This is a genomic window from Pseudomonas gessardii, assembly GCF_001983165.1.
Classification (GTDB): Bacteria; Pseudomonadota; Gammaproteobacteria; order Pseudomonadales; family Pseudomonadaceae; genus Aquipseudomonas; species Aquipseudomonas gessardii.
This window is the reverse complement of sequence record NZ_MNPU01000015.1, coordinates 92,349-113,597: the sequence shown is the minus strand read 5'-3', so window position 1 is coordinate 113,597 and position 21,249 is coordinate 92,349. Positions and strand designations below refer to the sequence as shown.

At 61.1% G+C, this 21,249-nt stretch carries 22 protein-coding genes; 14 read left to right on the top strand and 8 right to left on the bottom strand.

The genetic code is table 11. The features are described from left to right. Positions 1-86: 86 nt before the first annotated feature. The 3 genes from BLL38_RS13085 to BLL38_RS13075 form a co-directional block, all read right to left on the bottom strand. The gene (locus BLL38_RS13085) at positions 87-683 is read right to left on the bottom strand and encodes a superoxide dismutase (RefSeq protein WP_003212997.1); all 597 of its coding nucleotides are present in this window, start codon (positions 681-683) and stop codon (positions 87-89) included. Positions 684-861: 178 nt separating this feature from the next. Continuing rightward, positions 862-1,461: a LysE/ArgO family amino acid transporter gene (locus BLL38_RS13080; protein ID WP_076962964.1), complete on the bottom strand. Its 600-nt coding sequence runs from the start codon at positions 1,459-1,461 to the stop codon at positions 862-864. 5 nt (positions 1,462-1,466) lie between these two features. Continuing rightward, entirely contained in the window at positions 1,467-1,865 is a 399-nt protein-coding gene (locus BLL38_RS13075; protein ID WP_076962963.1) for an ACT domain-containing protein, read from the bottom strand. Between the two features lie 102 nt (positions 1,866-1,967). Here BLL38_RS13075 and BLL38_RS13070 point away from each other — a divergent pair, with 102 nt between their 5' ends. From BLL38_RS13070 to BLL38_RS13025, 10 genes are all read left to right on the top strand, one after another. Beyond that, positions 1,968-2,861, top strand: a complete 894-nt coding sequence (locus BLL38_RS13070) for a LysR family transcriptional regulator ArgP (RefSeq protein ID WP_076962962.1) — start codon at positions 1,968-1,970, stop codon at positions 2,859-2,861. Between the two features lie 52 nt (positions 2,862-2,913). Next, a complete protein-coding gene (locus tag BLL38_RS13065; RefSeq protein WP_076962961.1) occupies positions 2,914-3,912 on the top strand; it encodes an NAD-dependent epimerase/dehydratase family protein in 999 nt (332 codons plus the stop codon). Between the two features lie 111 nt (positions 3,913-4,023). Continuing rightward, positions 4,024-4,866: an ATPase gene (locus BLL38_RS13060; protein ID WP_076962960.1), complete on the top strand. Its 843-nt coding sequence runs from the start codon at positions 4,024-4,026 to the stop codon at positions 4,864-4,866. 141 nt (positions 4,867-5,007) lie between these two features. Then, complete coding sequence (locus BLL38_RS13055) at positions 5,008-6,267, top strand: D-mannose isomerase (RefSeq protein WP_076962959.1); 1,260 nt, start codon at positions 5,008-5,010, stop codon at positions 6,265-6,267. Positions 6,268-6,372: 105 nt separating this feature from the next. Then, the gene (locus tag BLL38_RS13050; RefSeq protein ID WP_076962958.1) at positions 6,373-7,659 is read left to right on the top strand and encodes an ABC transporter substrate-binding protein; all 1,287 of its coding nucleotides are present in this window, start codon (positions 6,373-6,375) and stop codon (positions 7,657-7,659) included. A 168-nt stretch (positions 7,660-7,827) separates the two neighbouring features. Further along, positions 7,828-8,736 (top strand): carbohydrate ABC transporter permease, encoded by a 909-nt coding sequence (locus tag BLL38_RS13045; protein ID WP_076962957.1) that lies wholly within the window; start codon positions 7,828-7,830, stop codon positions 8,734-8,736. Beyond that, positions 8,729-9,571 carry a carbohydrate ABC transporter permease gene (locus BLL38_RS13040; RefSeq protein WP_076962956.1) on the top strand — a complete coding sequence of 281 codons (843 nt, stop codon included), beginning with the start codon at positions 8,729-8,731 and terminating at the stop codon, positions 9,569-9,571. The genes BLL38_RS13045 and BLL38_RS13040 overlap by 8 nt, the downstream gene beginning before the upstream one ends. Before the next feature lie 2 nt (positions 9,572-9,573). Next, a complete protein-coding gene (locus BLL38_RS13035) occupies positions 9,574-10,731 on the top strand; it encodes an ABC transporter ATP-binding protein (protein ID WP_076962955.1) in 1,158 nt (385 codons plus the stop codon). Positions 10,732-10,909: 178 nt separating this feature from the next. After that, positions 10,910-12,256 carry a carbohydrate porin gene (locus BLL38_RS13030; RefSeq protein WP_076962954.1) on the top strand — a complete coding sequence of 449 codons (1,347 nt, stop codon included), beginning with the start codon at positions 10,910-10,912 and terminating at the stop codon, positions 12,254-12,256. Between the two features lie 102 nt (positions 12,257-12,358). After that, positions 12,359-13,204: a D-hexose-6-phosphate mutarotase gene (locus BLL38_RS13025; RefSeq protein WP_076962953.1), complete on the top strand. Its 846-nt coding sequence runs from the start codon at positions 12,359-12,361 to the stop codon at positions 13,202-13,204. A gap of 117 nt (positions 13,205-13,321) precedes the next feature. Here the strand turns inward: BLL38_RS13025 and BLL38_RS13020 are convergent, their stop codons facing one another. Next, positions 13,322-14,182: a MurR/RpiR family transcriptional regulator gene (locus tag BLL38_RS13020; protein ID WP_169866643.1), complete on the bottom strand. Its 861-nt coding sequence runs from the start codon at positions 14,180-14,182 to the stop codon at positions 13,322-13,324. A gap of 219 nt (positions 14,183-14,401) precedes the next feature. On the opposite strand from BLL38_RS13020, the gene zwf reads away from it, so the two are divergent. The 3 genes from zwf to BLL38_RS13005 are packed head-to-tail and all read left to right on the top strand — an operon-like array spanning position 14,402 to position 17,251. Then, entirely contained in the window at positions 14,402-15,868 is a 1,467-nt protein-coding gene (gene zwf, locus BLL38_RS13015) for a glucose-6-phosphate dehydrogenase (protein WP_076962952.1), read from the top strand. Beyond that, on the top strand, positions 15,855-16,568 hold the full coding sequence (gene pgl / locus BLL38_RS13010; RefSeq protein WP_076962951.1) for a 6-phosphogluconolactonase: 714 nt from the start codon (positions 15,855-15,857) through the stop codon (positions 16,566-16,568). Before zwf ends, pgl begins: the two co-directional genes overlap by 14 nt. Before the next feature lie 17 nt (positions 16,569-16,585). Next, positions 16,586-17,251 carry a bifunctional 4-hydroxy-2-oxoglutarate aldolase/2-dehydro-3-deoxy-phosphogluconate aldolase gene (locus BLL38_RS13005; protein WP_076962950.1) on the top strand — a complete coding sequence of 222 codons (666 nt, stop codon included), beginning with the start codon at positions 16,586-16,588 and terminating at the stop codon, positions 17,249-17,251. 153 nt (positions 17,252-17,404) lie between these two features. Here the strand turns inward: BLL38_RS13005 and BLL38_RS13000 are convergent, their stop codons facing one another. Next, positions 17,405-18,577, bottom strand: coding sequence for an aminotransferase class V-fold PLP-dependent enzyme (locus BLL38_RS13000; protein WP_076962949.1), 1,173 nt, complete (start codon positions 18,575-18,577; stop codon positions 17,405-17,407). Between the two features lie 12 nt (positions 18,578-18,589). Further along, a complete protein-coding gene (locus BLL38_RS12995; RefSeq protein WP_008056784.1) occupies positions 18,590-18,826 on the bottom strand; it encodes a DUF3820 family protein in 237 nt (78 codons plus the stop codon). Between the two features lie 206 nt (positions 18,827-19,032). Here BLL38_RS12995 and BLL38_RS12990 point away from each other — a divergent pair, with 206 nt between their 5' ends. Continuing rightward, positions 19,033-19,497 (top strand): ferritin-like domain-containing protein, encoded by a 465-nt coding sequence (locus BLL38_RS12990; protein WP_076962948.1) that lies wholly within the window; start codon positions 19,033-19,035, stop codon positions 19,495-19,497. Between the two features lie 131 nt (positions 19,498-19,628). Here the strand turns inward: BLL38_RS12990 and BLL38_RS12985 are convergent, their stop codons facing one another. After that, entirely contained in the window at positions 19,629-20,099 is a 471-nt protein-coding gene (locus tag BLL38_RS12985; RefSeq protein WP_076962947.1) for a MaoC family dehydratase, read from the bottom strand. Between the two features lie 67 nt (positions 20,100-20,166). After that, entirely contained in the window at positions 20,167-21,111 is a 945-nt protein-coding gene (locus tag BLL38_RS12980; RefSeq protein WP_076962946.1) for an alpha/beta hydrolase, read from the bottom strand. Positions 21,112-21,249: the final 138 nt, after the last annotated feature.

Sequence of the window (21,249 nt, the reverse complement as noted above, 5' to 3'; positions counted from 1 at the left end):
AGTTCCGTTATTGCTGGGGTGTTTTTATTGTCAAGCAACCAAAAAAGCCCGGCAATCGCCGGGCTCTTTTTTACTGCAAGGGTTACTTACGCAGTGAAGGTTTTGCCTTCAAACTGCTCGGCAACGAACTTCCAGTTGACCAGGTTCCAGAACGCTTCCACATACTTTGGACGCACGTTGCGGTAGTCGATGTAGTAGGCGTGTTCCCAGACGTCGCAGGTCAGCAGCGGGGTGTCGCCGCTGGTCAGCGGGTTGCCGGCGCCGATGGTGCTGGCCAGGGCCAGGGAACCGTCAGCCTTTTTCACCAGCCAGCCCCAACCGGAACCGAAGGTGCCGACCGACGTCTTGGTGAACTCTTCCTTGAACTTGTCGAACGAACCGAACGCGGCATTGATCGCTTCAGCCAGTGCGCCGGTCGGTTGACCGCCGGCGTTTGGCGCCAGGCAGTTCCAGTAGAAGGTGTGGTTCCAGACCTGGGCAGCGTTGTTGAAGATGCCACCCGAAGAGGACTTGACGATCTCTTCCAGGGTCTTGCCTTCAAACTCGGTGCCAGGCACCAGGTTGTTCAGGTTCACGACATAGGTGTTGTGGTGCTTGTCGTGGTGGTATTCCAAGGTTTCCTTGGAAATGTGCGGCTGCAGGGCATCGTGTGCATACGGCAGCGGCGGCAATTCGAAAGCCATGATAATTCTCCTAATCAGGTCAGTTGCGGTGAGCGCAAGGCCGATCACGGGCGGCCAAACAAGCGCCGGGGAGTTTGTACTCTTTGCGGCGCAGGGTCTGGATCATAGCACCGGGGGTGCGGCAAAACCACGCAACAACTGTGTGGAATAGAGGTTCCAGAGCGTTTTGGAATAATCCTCAGGCGCTGATCAATTGATAGGCCACACTGAACATCATCACCGCCACCAGCAGGTCCAGCAGGCGCCAGGTGGCCGGGCGTGCCAGCCACGGGGCCAGCCATGCCGCGCCCAGGGCCAGGGCGGAAAACCACAGCAACGAAGCGCTGGCGGCGCCTGCCACATAGGCCCCCGGTTCGGTTTGCTGGGCGCCCAGGGAGCCGATCAGTAACACCGTGTCCAGGTACACGTGGGGGTTGAGCAGGGTCACGGCCAGGGCGCTGAGCATCACCGCGCGTAAGGAACGGACCTTTTGCCCTGCGCCTTGCCCCAGGCTTTGCCGCGAACAGGCCCGGCGCAGGGCCAGGGCGCCGTACCACAGCAGGAACGCCGCCCCGCCCCAACGTGCAATCGCCAGCAGCACAGGGTTATGCGCCAGCACCGTCGCCAGGCCAAACACCCCGGCGGCCACCAGCAGCGCATCGCACACCACGCACAGGGCCGCCACCGGCAGGTGATGTTCGCGGCGCAAGCTCTGTGCCAATACAAATGCGTTTTGCGTACCGATGGCCATGATCAGCCCCAGGGCCACCAGCAGGCCGTTTACATAACTCTGCCACATAGGATTTACTCCGCGCCCGCTGCCAGTTGTTGCAACACGTGCATTGCACGCTGCGCATCGTTACGGCCAACAAACAGGTGGTCGTGGTAGTAGCCGGCGACCACATTGCAACTGATCCCGGCACGTCCCAGGGCGCTGGCGAAGGCGGCGGTCAGGCCCACCGCTTCCAGGGCCGAATGCACATTCAAGGTGATCCACGCCGCCACATACTCGAAGGCCAGACCGGCCTGCTCGGCCTGTTGGCGCTCGACAATCACCGTCAGCCCTTCCTGTTCGCGAAAACTGCCGATCACCTCGCAATCGGGCAGGCGGTTGTCGGCCAGGGTGCAGAACACATAGTCGCCGGTATTGAGCTGTGGGCTCATGCTGCGCAGCAGGGTTGCCAGGGCGGTTTCGCCAGCCATTGGGGGATCCTTGAAAGAAGAGAGGCGCGGGATGCTGGCCATTCTCCGGTCTGGCGCTGTATAAGAAAAACCAATATTGCTCATCGCTCATTAGGAAAACTGATGTTCGACTATAAATTGCTCTCTGCCCTGGCGGCGGTGGTGGAACAGGCCGGTTTCGAGCGCGGCGCCCAAGTGCTGGGGGTGTCGCAATCGGCCATCTCCCAGCGCATCAAGTTGCTTGAAGCGCGCATCGGCCAGCCGGTACTGGTACGTGCGACGCCGCCGACCCCCACGGAAATCGGCCGGCGCCTGCTCAACCATGTGCAACAGGTGCGCCTGCTGGAGCGCGACCTGCAAAGCCAGGTGCCAGCCCTGGACGAAGAGGGCATGCCCGAACGCCTGCGGATTGCCATCAATGCCGACAGCCTGGCGACGTGGTGGGCGCAGGCGGTGGGGGACTTTTGCGCCGAGCAACATTTGTTGCTGGACCTGGTGGTGGAAGACCAGACCGTCGGCCTCAAGCGCATGCGCGCCGGCGAAGTGGCGGCCTGTGTCTGCGCCAGCGAGCGTCCGGTGGCCGGTGCCCGCAGCCTGCTGCTGGGGGCCATGCGCTATCGGGCGCTGGCCAGCCCGGCGTTTATCGCCCGGCACTTTCCCGGCGGGGTGCGTGCCGATCAACTGGCACGGACCCCGGCGCTGGTATTTGGCCCGGATGATTTTTTGCAACATCGTTACCTCGCGTCGCTGGGTGTGGACGGCGGTTTCGAGCACCATTTATGCCCGTCTTCCGAAGGTTTTATCCGCCTGACCGAGGCCGGCCTGGGGTGGGGGCTGGTGCCGGAGTTGCAGGTGCGTGAGCAATTGCAACGGGGCGTGCTGGTGGAGTTATTGCCAGATAAACCCATTGATGTGCCGTTGTACTGGCATCATTGGCGCAGTGGTGGGCAATTGCTCGGCTTGCTGACCGAGCATCTGGCACGGGCAACCGGCCAATGGCTGGTGCCGTTGGAGTGACTGTCGGCGTCAACGCAACTGCGATGAAAAATGAAAGAACACGGGGTAACACATGAAAATTCTGGTCACCGGCGCAAGCGGCTTTATTGGCGGGCGCTTTGCGCGTTTCGCCCTGGAGCAGGGCCTGGACGTGCGGGTCAACGGGCGGCGGGCCGAGGGCGTCGAGCACCTGGTACGGCGTGGCGCTGAATTTATCCAGGGTGACTTGAATGACCCAGACCTGGTGCGCGACCTGTGCCGCGACGTCGAAGCCGTGGTCCATTGTGCCGGCGCCGTAGGGGTGTGGGGGCGTTACCAGGACTTCTACCAGGGCAATGTGCAGGTCACCGAAAACGTGGTCGAAGCCTGCCTCAAGCAACGGGTCGGGCGCCTGGTGCACTTGTCGTCACCGTCGATCTATTTCGATGGCCGCGATCACCTGGGGCTGACCGAAGAGCAAGTGCCCAAGCGTTTCAAGCACCCCTATGCGGCCACCAAGTACCTGGCTGAGCAAAAAGTTTTCGGCGCCCAGGAGTTCGGCCTTGAAGTGCTGGCCCTGCGCCCGCGCTTTGTCACCGGTGCCGGGGATATGAGCATCTTCCCGCGCCTGTTGAACATGCAGCGCAAGAAGCGCCTGGCCATCGTCGGCGATGGCCTGAACAAGGTCGATTTCACCAGCGTGCACAACCTCAACGAGGCCCTGCTCAGCAGCCTGCTGGCCACCGGCTCGGCGCTGGGCAAGGCCTATAACATCAGTAACGGCACGCCGGTGCCAGTGTGGGACGTGGTCAACTACGTGATGCGCCAGATGGAAATGCCCCAGGTCACGCGTTACCGTTCCTACGGCTTGTCCTACAGCATCGCGGCACTCAATGAAGCCTGTTGCGCGATGTGGCCGGGGCGCCCGGAACCGTCGCTGTCACGCCTGGGGATGCAGGTGATGAACAAGGACTTCACCCTGGATATCAGCCGCGCACGGCACTACCTCGACTACCAGCCCAAGGTCAGCCTGTGGACGGCCCTCGATGAGTTTTGCCATTGGTGGAAAGTCCAGGCGCCGGGCGCCCAGTAGCGTCGGTAACACCGGGACGCGATTTTTCGATTGCAGGTCGACCAAGGCTACGGGCCAGAGGTTTATACTCCCGCAGCTTGGCTTTTTATGTGGCTATTTCAAGGTTGATTCATGCGTAACGACAGTAAAGACGACTTCGACAATGTACCGAGCCTGCGGGCCGACGTTGGCGACGACGATGATTTTGTGCCGACAGCGGCCACGTCCATACGCTCGCGCCCGGCGCCGGTGGTCAAGGTCAAGAGTGCCAGTACCGGGCCGTTGTGGGCCCTGGTCGGCGCGCTGCTGTTTGCCTTCGTGGGGCTGGCATGGTGGAGTTTCCAGCAGATCTCCCTGATGGGGCAGCAACTGGTGGCGACCCAGGAAAGCTTTGCGCGCATCAGCGAGGAGGCCGCCGGCCGCTTGCAGGACATTTCCGGCAAGGTGGTGGCCAGTGAGGCCAACGTCAATACCGGCAGTGAAGCGCTGAAGCTGCAGATCAAACAGTTGGAAAGCCAATTGCTGGAGCAGGGCAAGCAGCAATTGGGCGTGGCGGGCCAGGCCACCGACCTGGACAAGCGCCTGGCGCAGATGAGTGCCAGTACCACGGACCTGACCACCGCCAATACCCGGTTGCAGGCCCAGGTGCAAACGTTGGCCGCCGAACTGACGGCCCTCAAGGCCGCGCAGGCCGAAGCCGCCAAGTTGAATGCCGACGTCAAGGAGCTGGGCACGGAGGTAGCCGCCTTGAAGAAGCAGGGCAATCCGGCCACGGCCATTGCCCGCCTGGAGCAGGACTTGCTGGTGATCAAGAGCGAGCTGGACAACCGCGCCGCCACCGAAGGGCCGTCGAATAAAGAGTTCGACGTGTTCCGCATCCAGACCACCCGCAACATTACGACCTTGCAGACCCAGATGCAGAACCTGCAACGGGAAGTGAGCGCGCCGGCCAGGGTCGCGCCCCTGGGCCAGTAACCCCATTGTGATGGTCGGCGCCGGCAAACCGGCGCCGACCAATGTCACAACCTGGTGACATTTCCTCGCCCTTTCGTTACCTGCCCGTTCCCGGCCCTTGTTTAGACTGCGGTCATCCCACAAAAACAAAAAGGGCCACCCATGACCATGCAACCACTGCCTGCCAGCAGTTGGCTGAACGCACCTGCCCATCATGCCTGGCTCGCCGCCGAAGGCCAGCGCCTGCTGGGCTTTGCCAAGGCCTCCCGGCTGCCTGAAGGCTTCGGCAACCTCGACGACCAGGGCTACCTGCCCAGCGATACCCACGCCGAAACCATGAACACCGCGCGCATGACCCACAGCTTCGCCATGGCCCACGCCCAAGGCCTGCCGGGGTATGCCGGGCTCGTCGAGCACGGTGTGGCCAGCCTCAGTGGCCCGCTGCGCGACGCCGAGCATGGCGGTTGGTTTGCCGCCCCTGGTGCGCGTGACGGCAACACGGGCAAGGCCGCCTACCTGCATGCTTTTGTCGCCCTGGCCGCCAGTTCGGCGGTGGTGGCGGGGGCCCCTGGGGCACAAGCCTTGCTGGCGGACGCCATCCAGATCATCGACCAGTATTTCTGGAGCGAGGAGGAGGGTGCCATGCTTGAATCCTTCGCCCGGGACTGGAGCGGCGAAGAAGCCTATCGCGGTGCCAACAGCAACATGCACGCCACTGAGGCTTTTCTCGCCCTGGCCGATGTCACCGGTGACACACGCTGGCTGGGCCGGGCGCTGCGCATTGTCGAACGGGTGATCCATCAGCACGCCGGCGCCAATGAATTTATGGTGATCGAGCATTTCGACCGCTACTGGCAGCCCGTGCACCGTTACAACGAAGACAACCCGGCCGATGGCTTTCGCCCCTATGGCATCACCCCGGGCCACGGTTTTGAATGGGCGCGCCTAGTACTGCACCTTGAAGCCGCGCGCCAGCAGGCGGGGCTCATCACCCCCGAGTGGTTGCTGGAGGCGGCCCGGGGGTTGTTCGCCAGTGCCTGCGAATACGGCTGGTCGGTAGATGGCGCGCCTGGCCTGGTCTACACCCTGGACTGGCACTACCGCCCGGTGGTGCGCGAGCGCCTGCACTGGACCCACGCCGAAGCCAGCGCCGCCGCCCAGGCCCTGCTCAAACGCACCGGCGAGTGGCATTACGAACTCTGGTACCGGCGCTTTTGGGAGTTCTGCGAAACCCGCTTCATTGATCGGGCCCAGGGCAGTTGGCACCACGAACTCGACCCGCAGAACGAGCCCGCCAGCAGAATCTGGGGTGGCAAGCCGGACCTGTACCATGCCTGGCAGGCGGTATTGCTGCCGGGCCTACCGTTATCGCCAAGCATGGCCAGTGCGCTGGGGGCCGGTTGTTATGTCACCAAATGGTGACATTTACCCATCCCTTTGTTACGTGCCTGGCAAAAATCCCTGTTTAGAATCCTATGCAGCGCAAGCGCCAGACTTGCATGCATAACAACAAGAAAAGGTACTCAGATGAACGCGATTAATCGCCTCGCCGTCGCTATTTCCATGACCTCGTTGTTTCCCCTCAGTGCATTTGCCGCCGACTCCAAAGGGACGGTTGAAGTGGTGCATTGGTGGACCTCGGGCGGTGAGAAGGCGGCGGTGGATGTCCTGAAGGCCCAAGTTGAGCAAGACGGCTTCACCTGGAAAGACGGGGCCGTCGCCGGTGGCGGTGGCGCCACGGCCATGACCGTGCTGAAAAGCCGCGCGGTCGCCGGCAACCCGCCAGGCGTTGCCCAGATCAAGGGCCCCGACATCCAGGAATGGGCGTCCACCGGGCTGCTCGATACCGATGTCCTGAAAGACGTGGCCAAGGCTGAAAAGTGGGACGAGCTGCTCGACAAGAAAGTCTCCGACACGGTGAAGTACGAAGGTGATTACGTCGCCGTGCCGGTGAACATCCACCGCGTCAACTGGCTGTGGATCAACCCGCAAGTGTTCAAGAAAGCCGGCATCAGCAAAAATCCTACGACCCTTGAAGAATTCTATGCCGCCGGTGACAAGCTCAAGGCCGCCGGCTTCATTGCGCTCGCCCACGGTGGCCAGCCTTGGCAGGACAGCACGGTGTTTGAAGCCGTGGTGCTCTCGGTCATGGGCGTGGACGGTTACAAAAAAGCCCTGGTCGACCTCGACAACGCGGCCCTGACCGGCCCGCAGATGGTCAAGGCGCTGACCGAGCTGAAAAAGGTCGCGACCTATATGGATGTCGACGGCAAGGGCCAGGACTGGAACCTGGAAGCCGCCAAAGTCATCAACGGCAAGGCCGGCATGCAGATCATGGGTGACTGGGCGAAGTCCGAGTGGACCGCCGCCAAGAAAGTCGCCGGCAAGGACTACGAGTGCGTCGCCTTCCCGGGCACCGACAAGGCTTTCACCTACAACATCGACTCCCTGGCGGTGTTCAAGCAGAAAAATGCCGGCACCTCGGCCGGTCAGCAGGACATCGCCAAGGTGGTGCTGGGCGAGAACTTCCAAAAGGTCTTCAGCATCAACAAAGGCTCGATCCCGGTGCGCAACGACATGCTGGCCGATATGGGCAAGTACGGTTTCGACGCCTGTGCCCAGACGGCGGCCAAGGATTTCCTCGCGGATGCCAAGTCCGGTGGCCTGCAGCCGAGCATGGCGCACAACATGGCGACCACGCTGGCGGTACAGGGCGCATTCTTTGATGTGGTGACCAACTTTATCAACGACCCGAAAGCCGATCCGGCCGACACCGCCAAGAAACTGGGTGCGGCGGTCAAGTCGGCCAAGTAACCCTTGGAAGGCTGGGCTTGAGTGTGGGAGCGAGCTTGCCCGCGATGCAGGCGCCTCGGTGTAGCAGTGACACCCAGGTGATGCCATCGCAGGCAAGCCAGCTCCCACCTAAAGCCGGCCCCCTCAAGGTTATCCGTTAGCCCCTTACTCCCTGCCCTGGATTTTCCCATGAGTTCTGTTGCTGTGTTCAGCAAGGTCTCGCCGTTCGATGCATTGCAGCGCTGGCTCCCCAAACTGGTGCTGGCGCCGAGCATGTTCATCGTCCTGGTGGGCTTTTATGGCTACATCCTGTGGACGTTCGTGTTGTCGTTCACCAACTCCACCTTCCTGCCCACCTACAAATGGGTAGGCCTGGCGCAATACGCGCGGTTGTTCGATAACGATCGCTGGTGGGTGGCGAGCAAAAACCTGGCGCTGTTCGGCGGCATGTTTATTGGCATCACCCTGGTGATTGGTGTGCTGCTGGCGGTTTTCCTCGACCAGCGCATCCGTCGCGAAGGCTTTATCCGCACCGTCTACCTGTACCCGATGGCGCTCTCGATGATCGTCACCGGTACCGCCTGGAAATGGCTGCTCAACCCCGGCATGGGCCTGGACAAACTGCTGCGCGACTGGGGCTGGGAAGGCTTTCGCCTGGACTGGCTGATCGACCCGGACCGCGTGGTGTATTGCCTGGTGATCGCGGCGGTATGGCAAGCCTCGGGTTTTATCATGGCGATGTTCCTCGCCGGCCTGCGTGGGGTTGATCAGTCGATCATCCGTGCCGCGCAGATCGACGGCGCGAGCCTGCCGCGCATCTACTGGAGCGTGGTACTGCCCAGCCTGCGCCCGGTGTTCTTCAGCGCAGTGATGATCCTCGCGCACATCGCCATCAAGAGCTTTGACCTGGTGGCGGCAATGACGGCCGGTGGCCCTGGCTACTCGTCCGACCTGCCGGCGATGTTCATGTATTCCTTCACCTTCAGTCGCGGCCAGATGGGCATGGGCTCGGCCAGTGCGATCCTGATGCTCGGCGCGATCCTCGCAATCATCGTGCCTTACCTGTACTCCGAGCTGAGGACCAAGCGCCATGACTAGTCTCGCCAAACCTGCCATCAGCTTTAGCCGCCTGGCGATCCATGGGGTGCTGATCCTGGCCGTGGTGCTGTACCTGGTGCCGCTGGTGGTGATGCTGCTGACCAGCTTCAAGACCCCGGAAGATATCAGCACCGGCAACCTGCTGAGCTGGCCGACGGTGATCACCGGGATCGGCTGGGTCAAGGCCTGGGCCACAGTCAACGGGTACTTCTGGAACTCGTTCATGATCACCATCCCGGCGGTGCTGATCTCCACCACCATCGGCGCATTGAATGGCTACGTGCTGTCGATGTGGCGTTTTCGCGGTTCGCAGTTGTTCTTCGGCCTGTTGCTGTTCGGCTGCTTCCTGCCGTTCCAGACCGTCTTGCTGCCGGCCTCGTTTACCCTCGGCAAGATGGGCCTGGCCAGCACCACCACTGGCCTGGTGTTTGTGCATGTGGTCTACGGCCTGGCGTTTACCACGCTGTTCTTCCGTAACTACTACGTGAGCATTCCCGATGCGCTGGTCAAGGCGGCACGCCTGGATGGTGCAGGGTTTTTCACCATCTTTCGTCGGATCATTCTGCCGATGTCCACGCCGATCATCATGGTCTGCCTGATCTGGCAGTTCACCCAGATCTGGAACGACTTCCTGTTTGGCGTAGTGTTCTCCAGTGGTGATTCGCAGCCCATCACGGTGGCGCTGAACAACCTGGTCAACACCAGCACCGGGGCCAAGGAATATAACGTGGATATGGCGGCGGCGATGATCGCCGGGCTGCCGACCCTGCTGGTCTATGTGGTCGCAGGCAAGTATTTCGTGCGCGGCCTCACGGCCGGCGCGGTCAAGGGGTAATCATGGCTACGCTCGAACTTCGCAACGTGAACAAGACCTATGGTGCCGGCCTGCCGGACACCCTGAAGAACATCGAACTGTCGATCCAGGATGGCGAGTTCCTGATTCTTGTCGGGCCTTCGGGCTGCGGCAAATCGACCTTGATGAACTGCATCGCCGGCCTGGAAAACATCAGCGGCGGCGCGATCATGATCGGTGACCAGGACGTCAGCGGCATGAGCCCCAAGGATCGGGACATCGCCATGGTGTTCCAGTCCTACGCGCTGTACCCAACCATGAGCGTGCGCGAGAACATCGAATTCGGCCTGAAAATCCGCAAGATGAGCCAGGCGGCCATCGACGAGGAAGTGGCGCGGGTGGCCAAGCTGTTGCAGATCGAACACCTGCTCAACCGCAAGCCGGGCCAGCTCTCCGGTGGCCAGCAACAGCGCGTGGCCATGGGCCGGGCGCTGGCGCGGCGGCCGAAGATCTACTTGTTCGACGAACCGCTGTCCAACCTCGACGCCAAGCTGCGGGTCGAGATGCGCACCGAAATGAAACTGATGCACCAGCGCCTGAAAACCACCACGGTCTACGTGACCCACGACCAGATCGAAGCCATGACCCTGGGCGACAAAGTGGCAGTGATGAAGGACGGCATCATCCAGCAGTTCGGCACGCCGAAAGAGATCTACAACGATCCGGCCAACCTGTTCGTGGCGAGCTTTATCGGCTCGCCGCCGATGAACTTCATCCCCTTGCGCCTGCAACGCCAGGAGGGCCGCCTGCTGGCCCTGCTCGACAGCGGCCAGGCGCGCTGCGAATTGCCATTGGGCATGAGCGACGCCGGCCTGGAAGACCGCGACGTGATCCTTGGCCTGCGCCCGGAGCAGATTGTCCTGGCCAGCCCCGAGGGCAATGGCCTGCCGAGCATTCGCGCCGAAGTCCAGGTAACCGAGCCCACGGGCCCGGACACCCTGGTGTTTGTCCAGCTCAATGACACCAAGGTCTGCTGCCGCCTGGCCCCGGACGTGGCGCCGCAAGTGGGCGAGAGCCTGACCTTGCAGTTCGATCCGGCCAAGGTGCTGCTGTTCGACGCCAAGACCGGCGAACGCCTGGGTACCGCCGCGTCAGTGCCAGTGCAACACGCCGACAACGTCACCCAATTCAAGGGCCGCTGAAAATCAAAATGTGGGAGCGGGCTTGCCCGCGATAGAGGCGACGCGGTCTACCAGGCACACCGCAGTGAGGCTATCGCGAGCAAGCCCGCTCCCACATATTCGATGTTGGTGTTTCGCAACTAGATGTAAACCGCGTTAGATAAAAACAGTTAATAACAATAAAGACGAGGATGTAGGGATGAAAAAGCAACACAACAACACTCGCTTGATCTGCCAGCTGTCAGCAGTGGCAGCGCTGGTTTTGTCTGCCAATGCGATGGCGGACGAAGCCTTCAGTGCCGATTCCAAGTGGATGACCGGCGACTGGGGCGGCGAGCGGACCAAGCTGATCGAGCAGGGTATCGACATCAAGGCCGACTACGTGGGGGAAGCGGGTTACAACGCCCGTGGCGGCTACAACGATGACAAGACCGGGCGTTACGCCGACCAGTTCGGTCTGGGCGTTGCGCTGGACCTGCAAAAGCTCTGGGGCTGGGACAACACCCAGGCCAAGATCCAGATGACCAGCCGTAATGGCCGCAACATTTCCAATGACCGTATCGGCGACCCGCGTGCCGGCACCCTGAGTTCGTCTCAGGAAGTGTATGGCCGTGGCCATATGGTGCGCCTGACCCAGTTCTGGATCCAGCACCAGATGTTCGACAACAAGCTGGATGTGAAACTCGGTTACTTCGGTGAAGGCGAAGACTTCAACACCTTCCCGTGCGACTTCCAGAACCTGTCGTTCTGCGGCTCCCAGGTGGGTAACTACGTCAACACCTGGTACAACTGGCCGGTCAGCCAGGCCGCGATCCGCGTGAAGTACCACATCACACCGGAACTGTATGCGCAGATCGGCGCGTACAACCAGAACCCCTCGCAGCTGGAGCACGGCAACGGCTTCAAGCTCAGCGGCAGTGGCACCAAGGGCACCGTGATCCCGGTGGAGTTGGTCTGGTCGCCGAAGGTCAATAACCTGCCGGGCGAATACCGTGTGGGCTACTACAAGAGCGCAGCCGATGCTCCCGATGTGCGTGAAGACGTCAACGGCAATGACGCGGCCACCACTGGCGCCGACTACCGTACCCGCAGCAGCAAGAAGGGCTACTGGTTCGTTGCCCAGCAACAACTCACCACCCATAACGGCGACGCTTCCCGCGGCCTGAACATTGCCGCCAATGCCACGTTCCACGACAAAGAGACCAACACCGTCGATAACTACCAGTCGATCATGTTGGTGTACAAAGGCCCATTCAACGCGCGTCCAAAAGATGACGTGGGCATTGGTGCCGCTCGCCTGCACGTCAACGAAGACGTGAAGAAAAACGCCGAGCTGCGCAACATTGCCAATGGCGTGAGCGACTACAACGACCTGTCGTTCATGCCGATCCGCGAAACCGAGTACAACTTTGAAATCAACTACGGCTTCCACGTCACCAACTGGTTGACCGTGCGTCCCAACCTGCAATACGTCGTGCAACCGGGCGGCGTGGATAAAGTCGATAACGCGCTGGTGGCCGGCCTGAAAATTCAGTCGGTGTTCTAAGGCTGTTGCGATAAGCTCCTTCTCTCTGTGCGCATTTGCGGGTAGCCATGGCTATCCGCTTTTTTTTGGGTTGCGCTGTAAAGATATTCAGGACCGTGGCACATGCATGAGCAACCGCTGCAACGCTTTTTCAAATCTCTGCGCGAGCGACCGGTGTTTGCCTGGGAGCGCTTCCAGATGCGCGACGTATTGGTGATCGACCACCCGCTGTGCCAGGCGGTGTTCAGTCGCCAGGGCGCGCAGTTACTGCATTTTCAGCCCCGTGGCCAGAAACCCTGGTTGTGGTGCGCGGCCAGGTGGCCGCAAGTCGGGGCGATCCGTGGCGGCGTGCCCGTATGCTGGCCGTGGTATGGCCGCCATCCCAGCGAAAACGCCTGGCCATCCCATGGTTGGGCGCGCTTGATTGACTGGAAGCTGCTGGGCAGCAGCACCGCCGATGACGGCGTGCGCCTGCACTGGCAATTGCAACTGTGCGACTGGCAGGTGGACTTGCACGCACACTTGGGCGAAACCCTCGAACTGCGCTTGAGCACCGAGCATCAGGATGAGCTGCCGTGCCAATTGAGCCATGCTTTGCACGCCTACTGGCGGATTGGCAATGTGGGTGAGATAGCGCTGTCTGGGCTCGATGGGGCGCAGGGTTACGACCAATTGAGTCGCCAGGTTTGCCAGCAGGAAGGTGAACTGCGTGTCGATGGCGGCTGCCAGCGCGTGTTCCAGCATGAGGGCGAATTGCAGCTCAAGGACCACGCCTGGCAGCGCGAACTGTGCATTGATACCGGCGACAGTGCCGATACGGTGGTCTGGCACCCGGGGAGCCGGCCGTTGCTGGGGGTGAGCTTCAACGAGGCGGCGGGGTTTGTGTGTGTCGAGTCGGCCATGGCCGGGGCCAGCCTAGCGCCGGGGGAGCGGGCGTATTTGAGTTTGCAGGCCCGGGCGGGGGTTTAGTGGTGTTGCCCAGGGCCTCATCGCGGGCAAGCCCGCTTCCACAAGGTAGAACTCGGTCAGCCTGTGGGAACTGGCTTGCCTGCGATAGGGCCGGCCCTGCTGGGGGCGATTCCAGCTTTAGTTGAACTCATCCCCCACTGGATACCGGCTGTCATTCAAGCTCTCCTTGATCTTGCGCAAATGCGGCTGGAAATCCACACCACGGCGCAAGGTCATGCCGGTCGCCAGCACATCCAGCACCGTCAACTGAATGATCCGCGAGGTCATCGGCATATAGATGTCGGTGTCTTCCGGCAGCGGGATGTTCAGGCTCACCGTGCTGACCTTGGCCAGTGGCGAGTTTTCGGCGGTCACACCCAGCACCGAGGCGCCGTTTTCCCGGGCGATGCGCGCCACTTCCACCAGTTCGCGGGTGCGGCCGGTGTAGGAAATGATCACGAACAGCTCGCCGGTATGCGCCACCGAGGCGATCATGCGCTGCATCAGCACATCGGCATGGGCCGTGACCGACAGGTTGAAGCGGAAGAACTTGTGCAAGGCATCCATGGCCACCGGGGCCGAGGCGCCAAGGCCAAAGAAGTGGATCTGCCGCGCCTGGATCAACAGGTCCACGGCCTTGCTGATAAGGGCCGGGTCCAGGGCCTGGCAGGCGCTGTCCAGGGAGGCGATGGCGCTGCCAAAAATCTTTTGCGTGTAGGCCTCGGGGTTATCATCGGCCTCCACGGCGCGGCTGACATAAGCGGCGCCACTGGCCAGGCTTTGCGCCAGTTGCAATTTCAGTTCAGGGTAACCGCTGACGCCGAACGAACGGCAGAAACGGTTGACCGTCGGTTCACTGACCGAGGCGGCCTGGGCGAGGGCGGCGATCGAGAAGCGGGTCGCCTGCTGCGGGTTGAGCAGGATGACCTCGGCGACTTTTTTCTCGGCCTTGTTCAATTCTTCGAGGCGGTTCCGGATCTGTTCCAGAAGATTTCGCACGCGGTCCATTCAGTCTTTCCTTCGGGCGACGATGCAAGTAAAAGCCAGTAAAAGGTCGGCGAGCGGCCCTTGGCGGTGGCCTATCCTACTGAGGGTAGTTGAACACCACCACTCGCAATGCGTATTTTGGGAAAATGTTGTGGTTATTACTACATTTTTCCTTGAGTGATGCCTTGAAAAAAGGTATTTGTAGCTTAACTTGATAAAAGAACAAACATCATGCCTTCGATAACCGTGGAACCCTGCACCTTTGCCCTGTTTGGCGCCTTGGGTGATCTGGCGCTGCGCAAGTTATTTCCTGCCCTCTACCAACTCGATGGCGCCGGGCTCTTGCACGCCGACACGCGCATCCTGGCCCTGGCCCGCGAAGCCGGCTCCGAGCAGCAGCACCTGGACCACATCGAACACGAACTGCGCAAATACGTCGGCCAGGAACTGGATGAAGCCGTGGCGGAGCGCTTCCTGGCGCGCCTGGCCTATGTGCATGTCGATTTCATGAAGGCCGATGACTATGTGGCCCTGGCCGCCAAGGCCGGCACCGAACAACGCCTGATCGCCTACTTCGCCACCCCGGCGGCGGTGTATGGCGCGATTTGCGAGAACTTGTCCAAGGTCGGCCTGGCGGAAAATACCCGGGTGGTCCTGGAAAAACCCATCGGCTCGGACCTGGAGTCCTCGCGTAAGGTCAACGACGCCGTGGCCCGGTTTTTCCCGGAAAACCGCACCTACCGCATCGACCACTACCTGGGCAAGGAGACGGTGCAGAACCTGATCGCCCTGCGCTTTGCCAACAGCCTGTTTGAAACCCAGTGGAACCAGCACTACATCTCCCACGTGGAAATCACCGTGGCCGAGCAGGTGGGGATCGAAGGCCGCTGGGGTTATTTCGACAAGGCCGGGCAACTGCGGGACATGATCCAGAATCACCTGTTGCAGCTGCTGTGCCTGATCGCCATGGACCCGCCGGCCGACCTGTCCGCCGACAGCATCCGCGACGAGAAGGTCAAGGTGCTCAGGGCCCTGGCGCCGATCAGCCCGGAAGGCCTGACCACCCAGGTGGTGCGTGGCCAGTACATTGCTGGCTACAGCGCCGGCAAGCCGGTGCCGGGTTACCTGGAAGAAGACAACTCCAACACCCAGAGCGACACCGAAACCTTCGTCGCCCTGCGGGCCGATATCCGCAACTGGCGTTGGGCCGGGGTGCCGTTCTATTTGCGCACCGGCAAGCGCATGCCGCAAAAGCTGTCGCAGATCGTCATCCATTTCAAGGAACCGTCCCACTATATCTTCGCCCCCGAGCAGCGCCTGCAGATCAGCAACAAGCTGATCATCCGCCTGCAACCGGACGAAGGTATTTCCTTGCGCGTGATGACCAAGGAGCAGGGGCTGGACAAAGGCATGCAACTGCGTAGCGGGCCACTGCAATTGAATTTTTCCGACACCTACCGTAGCGCGCGGATTCCCGATGCCTACGAGCGGTTGTTGCTGGAAGTGATGCGCGGCAATCAGAACCTGTTTGTCCGTAAAGATGAAATCGAAGCCGCGTGGAAGTGGTGTGACCAGTTGATTGCCGGGTGGAAGAAGTCCGGCGATGCACCCAAGCCGTACGCGGCGGGTTCCTGGGGGCCGATGAGCTCCATTGCACTGATCACGCGGGATGGGAGGTCGTGGTATGGCGATATCTGATTTGAAACTGCCCCAGGGTGTAACACCCCATGAGTACCGCACGCCGGTACTGCTGGCCGAAGGCTTGGCCAACGACGTGGCCGAACAACTGCGCGCGGCCATCAGTGCCCGTGGCGAGGCGACCCTGGTGGTGTCCGGTGGCCGCAGCCCCGTGGCGTTTTTCCAGAACCTGGCCAGGCAGGGCCTGGACTGGTCCAAGGTCACCATCACCCTGGCCGACGAGCGCTGGGTGCCGGTGGAGCATGCCGACAGCAACGCCGGCCTGTTGAAGAAATACCTGCTGCAAGGCCCGGCGGCCAAGGCCAGATTCTTGAGCCTCTACAGTGCCGCCGCGAACCTGGACGGTGCTGCCGAGCAGGCGGATCGCCTGTTGGCCGAACTGCCGGCGATCGATGTGCTGGTGTTGGGCATGGGCGATGACGGGCACACCGCATCGCTGTTCCCCAACAGCCCGAACCTGGCCCAAGCGCTGCAGCCCGATGGCACCCGCCGTTGCTGGCCGATGCTGGCGCCCAGCGTGCCCCATCAGCGCCTGACCATGAGCCGTGCGCTGTTGGCCAGTGCCCGCTACACCGTGTTGTCGATTGCCGGCGATTCAAAACTCCACACCCTGAGCGAAGCGCTGGCTGGCGACGATGTTGCCGGCATGCCGATTCGCGCGTTTTTGCAACCTACTCTAGAGATTTACTGGTGCCCATGAGCCAAGGATCAGCCGCTATGAAAAGCCCTCACCCGACCGTGTCCATGGCGGATAAAGTTGCCCTGATCGACAGCCTCTGCGCCAAGGCGCGGATCCTGCCGGTGATCACCATTGCCCGCGAACAGGACATTCTGCCCCTGGCCGATGCCTTGGCGGCGGGGGGCTTGACCGCGTTGGAGGTGACCCTGCGTTCGCCGTTCGGTCTCAAGGCCATCCAGGTCTTGCGTGAGCAGCGCCCGGAGCTGGTCACCGGTGCAGGCACGGTGCTTGATCGCACCATGCTGGCGGCTGCCGAGGCGGCGGGTTCGCAGTTTATCGTCACCCCGGGCATTACCCGCGACCTGCTTCAAGCCAGTGTCGACAGCCCGATCCCGCTGTTGCCTGGCATCAGCAATGCCTCCGGCATCATGGAAGGCTATGGCCTGGGCTATCGCCGCTTCAAGCTGTTCCCGGCGGAAGTCAGCGGCGGCGTGGCGGCCATCAAGGCCCTGGGTGGCCCGTTTGGCGAAGTGAAATTCTGCCCCACTGGTGGCGTTGGCCCGGCCAACATCAAACACTACATGGCGTTGAAAAACGTGATGTGCGTGGGCGGTAGCTGGATGCTTGACCCCGAGTGGATCAAGAACGGCGACTGGGCGCGCATCCAGGACGTCACCGCCCAGGCGCTGGCGCTGCTGGATTGATCTGATTTACCGAATCGTTGTTGCTGTGCTTCACGGCATGTTTACGGTGCACTTGGTCGGTGCGCCGTTTTTTTTGCCTATAGAAAAGCGAAATATCACCGCAATCCAAATGTAGGTGGCTTGTGTGGGAGCTGGCTTGCCTGCTCCCACATTTTAATCCGTGTTCAGTTGGGTAATTGCGTTGACCAGCACGCTGATGTCCGTCGCCGACGTCACCAACCCCGGCGTCACTCGAATGCAGCTGCCAAACGCCGCCCCACTGCGCAGGGTAGTAAACAGGTTGTACTCATCAAGCAATCGATCCGCCATCACCTGCTGATCGCGCCCACTGAATTTGAACGCGGTGATCCCGCAATACAGTCGTGGATCATCCGAGGTCAGCACTTCGACGCCCGGCAGTGGCCGCACCTGGCTCACCCAAAGATCACGCAGGTAATTCACCCGCGCCCCCTTGGCCTGCGCGCCACCCAGGGCCCGATGCTCTTCGAGCACCAGCGGCAACGTCATCAGCGCCGGAAAGTTCGGTGTGCTGTAGGGTGTACGGGCCCGCACATCGGTGAGCGGGTAGTGGAACTCGCCCATGTCCGGGTCAATGTCTGCCAGCCGCTGCGGGGCTATATAGAGAAAGCCCAGGGTCAGGGGCGCACCGATCCACTTGTGCAGGTTGAAGCCGGCAAACGAGATGCCCAGCCGGGCCAGGTCGAAGTCGATCTGGCCCAGCGCATGGGCGCCATCGAGGATCACATCGACACCCTGCTCCCGTGCAGCCTGGGCAATGGCCTCGACCGGCATGACCAGGCCGGTGCGGTGGGTGACATAGGTCAGCGCCATCAGCTTCAGGCGCGGACAGCGGCTGAAGGTGTCGCGATAGGTCTGCACCAGGCTGTCGAAACTGGCCGGGTGGGCGTGGGACACTTCTATCACCTCCACCCCTCGGTAGCTGGCCAGCCAGCGCATGGCACTTTTGACCGTGTCGTATTCCAGGTCGCTGATCAGTACCTGGTCGCCCGGCTGCAGGCGGTTGTAGTTGCGGATCAGTGACTGCAAGGCTTCGGTGGCATTACGGGTGAAGGCCACCGCCTCGGGGTCGGCGTTGATCAGTTCGGCCAGATGCCGGCGAATCTCGATGTTTTGCCCTTGCTCGAAGCGCTGGCGCACGTGCACGGAGTTGCTGCGGTTGATAAAGGCCGCGTGCTCCTGATACTGCGCCAGCACGGTTCGGCTCATGCGGCCGAAATAGCCGTTCTCCAGGTTGATGGGGCCGGGTTCAAGGTCATAGCGCTGGGCAATGGCCTGCCAATAGGCTTCGTCGCGGGTAGTGGGCATGGTCGGGCTCGATTAGTGGCGCGGGGCGGGCTTGCCGTGTTTGGCGCGCAGCGGTTCGAGCAGTTCGGACAGGCCGTTGTGGTCGATTTCCTGCATCAAGGCCAGCAGGCCACCCAACTCGCCGTGGGGGAAGCCTTCGCGGGCAAACCAGTTCAGGTACGGGCCGGGCAGGTCGGCAATGATCCGGCCCTTGTACTTGCCGAACGGCATTTGGCGGGTGATCAGCAGTTCGAGTTTTTCGGGGTTCATACGGGCTTCAGGCAATCAGGAGGATGCCTTGGAAAATACAGGCATTCTGCATGAAGGCCAAATGACAGATCATGCAAATAAAGCGGATACAGATGTTTGGTTTTTTTATAAGTTATTGAAATTTAATTATTAAATCTTGATTCAAGACCTGGCACGGGCGCTGCAACTACCCCAATACGTTTCTAAACCCGCGAAGGAATTGAACAATGACTGATATCAACAAAGAATCGATCTCCGTACTCAATGACCTGATCGAAACCAGTAAAGACGGCCAGGAAGGCTTCAAGACCTGCGCAGAAGACATCAAGCATCCAGAGCTCAAGGCGCTGTTCACCAAGCGTTCGGCAGACTGCGCGTCTGCGGCTGTTGAACTGCAGACGGCCGTGCGTGCCTTGGGTGGTGACCCGCAAGATTCCGGCAGCGTTGCCGGCGCACTGCACCGTGGCTGGGTCGATGTGAAGTCGCTGGTTACCGGTAAGGACGAAGAGGCCGTCCTCAACGAAGCCGAGCGCGGTGAAGACCACGCACTGAAGGCTTACAAGGAAGCCCTCGAGAAAATCAACAAACACAACCTGGTGGGTATTCGTGACCTGGTTGAGCGTCAGTACCACGGTGCGCAGCGCAACCATGACCAGGTGAAAGCCCTGCGTAACCAGGCTCGCGCCCAGTAACACATGTGGGAGCGGGCTTGCTCGCGATGGCAGTGTGTCAGTCGAGATCTTAATTGACTGATCTACCGCTATCGCGAGCAAGCCCGCTCCCACTTTTTGTTTTTCACATGACCTGAGATAGCGGTGTTTAATCAGCCGATGCTGATCGCCGGCAACTGGGTCAAGGTCACCACCTGCTGCTTGCGTGGCGCCAGGATCTCCGCTTCGCCATCCACCACCAACTCATCACGCTGGTTGAACACCTGGGTGGCAATCCGCACGCGGAACTTGGGCAGCTTCTCGAGAATTTCCAGACGTACGGTCAGGGTGTCACCGATTTTCACCGGCTTCTGGAAGCTCATCTGCTGGCCGATATAGATGGTGCCCGGCCCAGGCAACTCACAGGCGACTGCCGCGCTGATCAAGGCGCCGCTGAACATGCCGTGGGCGATACGCTCCTTGAACATGGTGACCTTGGCGAATTCGGCATCCAGGTGCACCGGGTTATGGTCGCCGGACATGGCTGCGAACAACTGGATATCGCGCTCTTCCACGGTTTTGCTGTAGGTGGCTTTCTGGCCGACTTCAAGGGCTTCGTACGGAGTGTTGGTAACCTGGGTCATCTAATCCTGCATCCTGTGGCTAATCGATAAACATGATTCGTTGATTTTAAACGAAATGGTTAAGCGTTTACTCGCAGCGCGCCGGCCGGTGATGGTTCACGGCCTGTGCCATCCAGGCCAGTACATCGGCGGTGACCGCGTCGCGGTTGGTTTCATTGAAGAGTTCGTGGCGCGCCTGCGGGTAAATATTCAATTGCAGGTTCTGGCTGCCGGCCTCCCGCAGCGCATTGGCCAGAAGGGTCAGACGCTTGCCCTCGCTGACCGGATCACATTCGCCGCCCATCACCAAAATCGGCAGGCCCGGATCAATCTGTTTGAGATTGGACGCTTTGCTGATTTGCTGCAAGCCACCGAGCAAGTCGATCCACAGCTGGTTGGTGCAACGAAAGCCGCACAACGGGTCGTTGACGTACTTGTCCACTTCGCCAGGGTCGCGGCTCAGCCAGTCGAACGCCGTACGGTTGGGCTTGAAGGCCTTGTTGAACGAACCAAACGAGAGGAATTCGATCAGCGCGCTGCGCCCCCGCAGGCCCTGGCGCAGGCGTTCGGCGCGGGCGATCAGGCGGGCGGCGCGGTACAGGGCCACCGGCTGGAAGTTTGAACCACTGAGAATCGCCCCGTGCAGGCTGGCACTGTGATGCAACAGATAGGCCTGGGCGATGTAGCTGCCCATGCTATGGCCCAGCAGGATGATCGGCACGCCAGGGGCCTGCTGGCCGATGTGCTGGTTGAGCGCGGCCAGGTCACCCACCACTTTGTTCCAGCCATCGTGCTCGGCAAACAGGCCCAGGGTGCCTTCATCGGCGGTGCGGCCATGGCCGCGCAGGTCTGGGGCATAGACCCCGTAGCCGGCGTCACACAAGGCCTGCGCCAGGCGCACATAGCGGCCGCTGTGCTCGGCCATGCCATGGGCCAGCATCACCAGCGCCGTGGGCGGCCCGTCCGGTAGCCACTGGTTGACGTACAGGCGGCTGTGGTCATTGGCAGTCAGCCAGAAAGTGGTGTGGTTCATGGCGCTTCCTTTGCTCAGGGTCGTTGCAGTGTATAGCTCATCTGTAGGCCGGCGTTTGATCACCCCGGGCCTCAGGGACAAGATTCATACAATCAATGACACGTTTTTGTGTATTTGCCAGTTTGGCTATAACTGCTA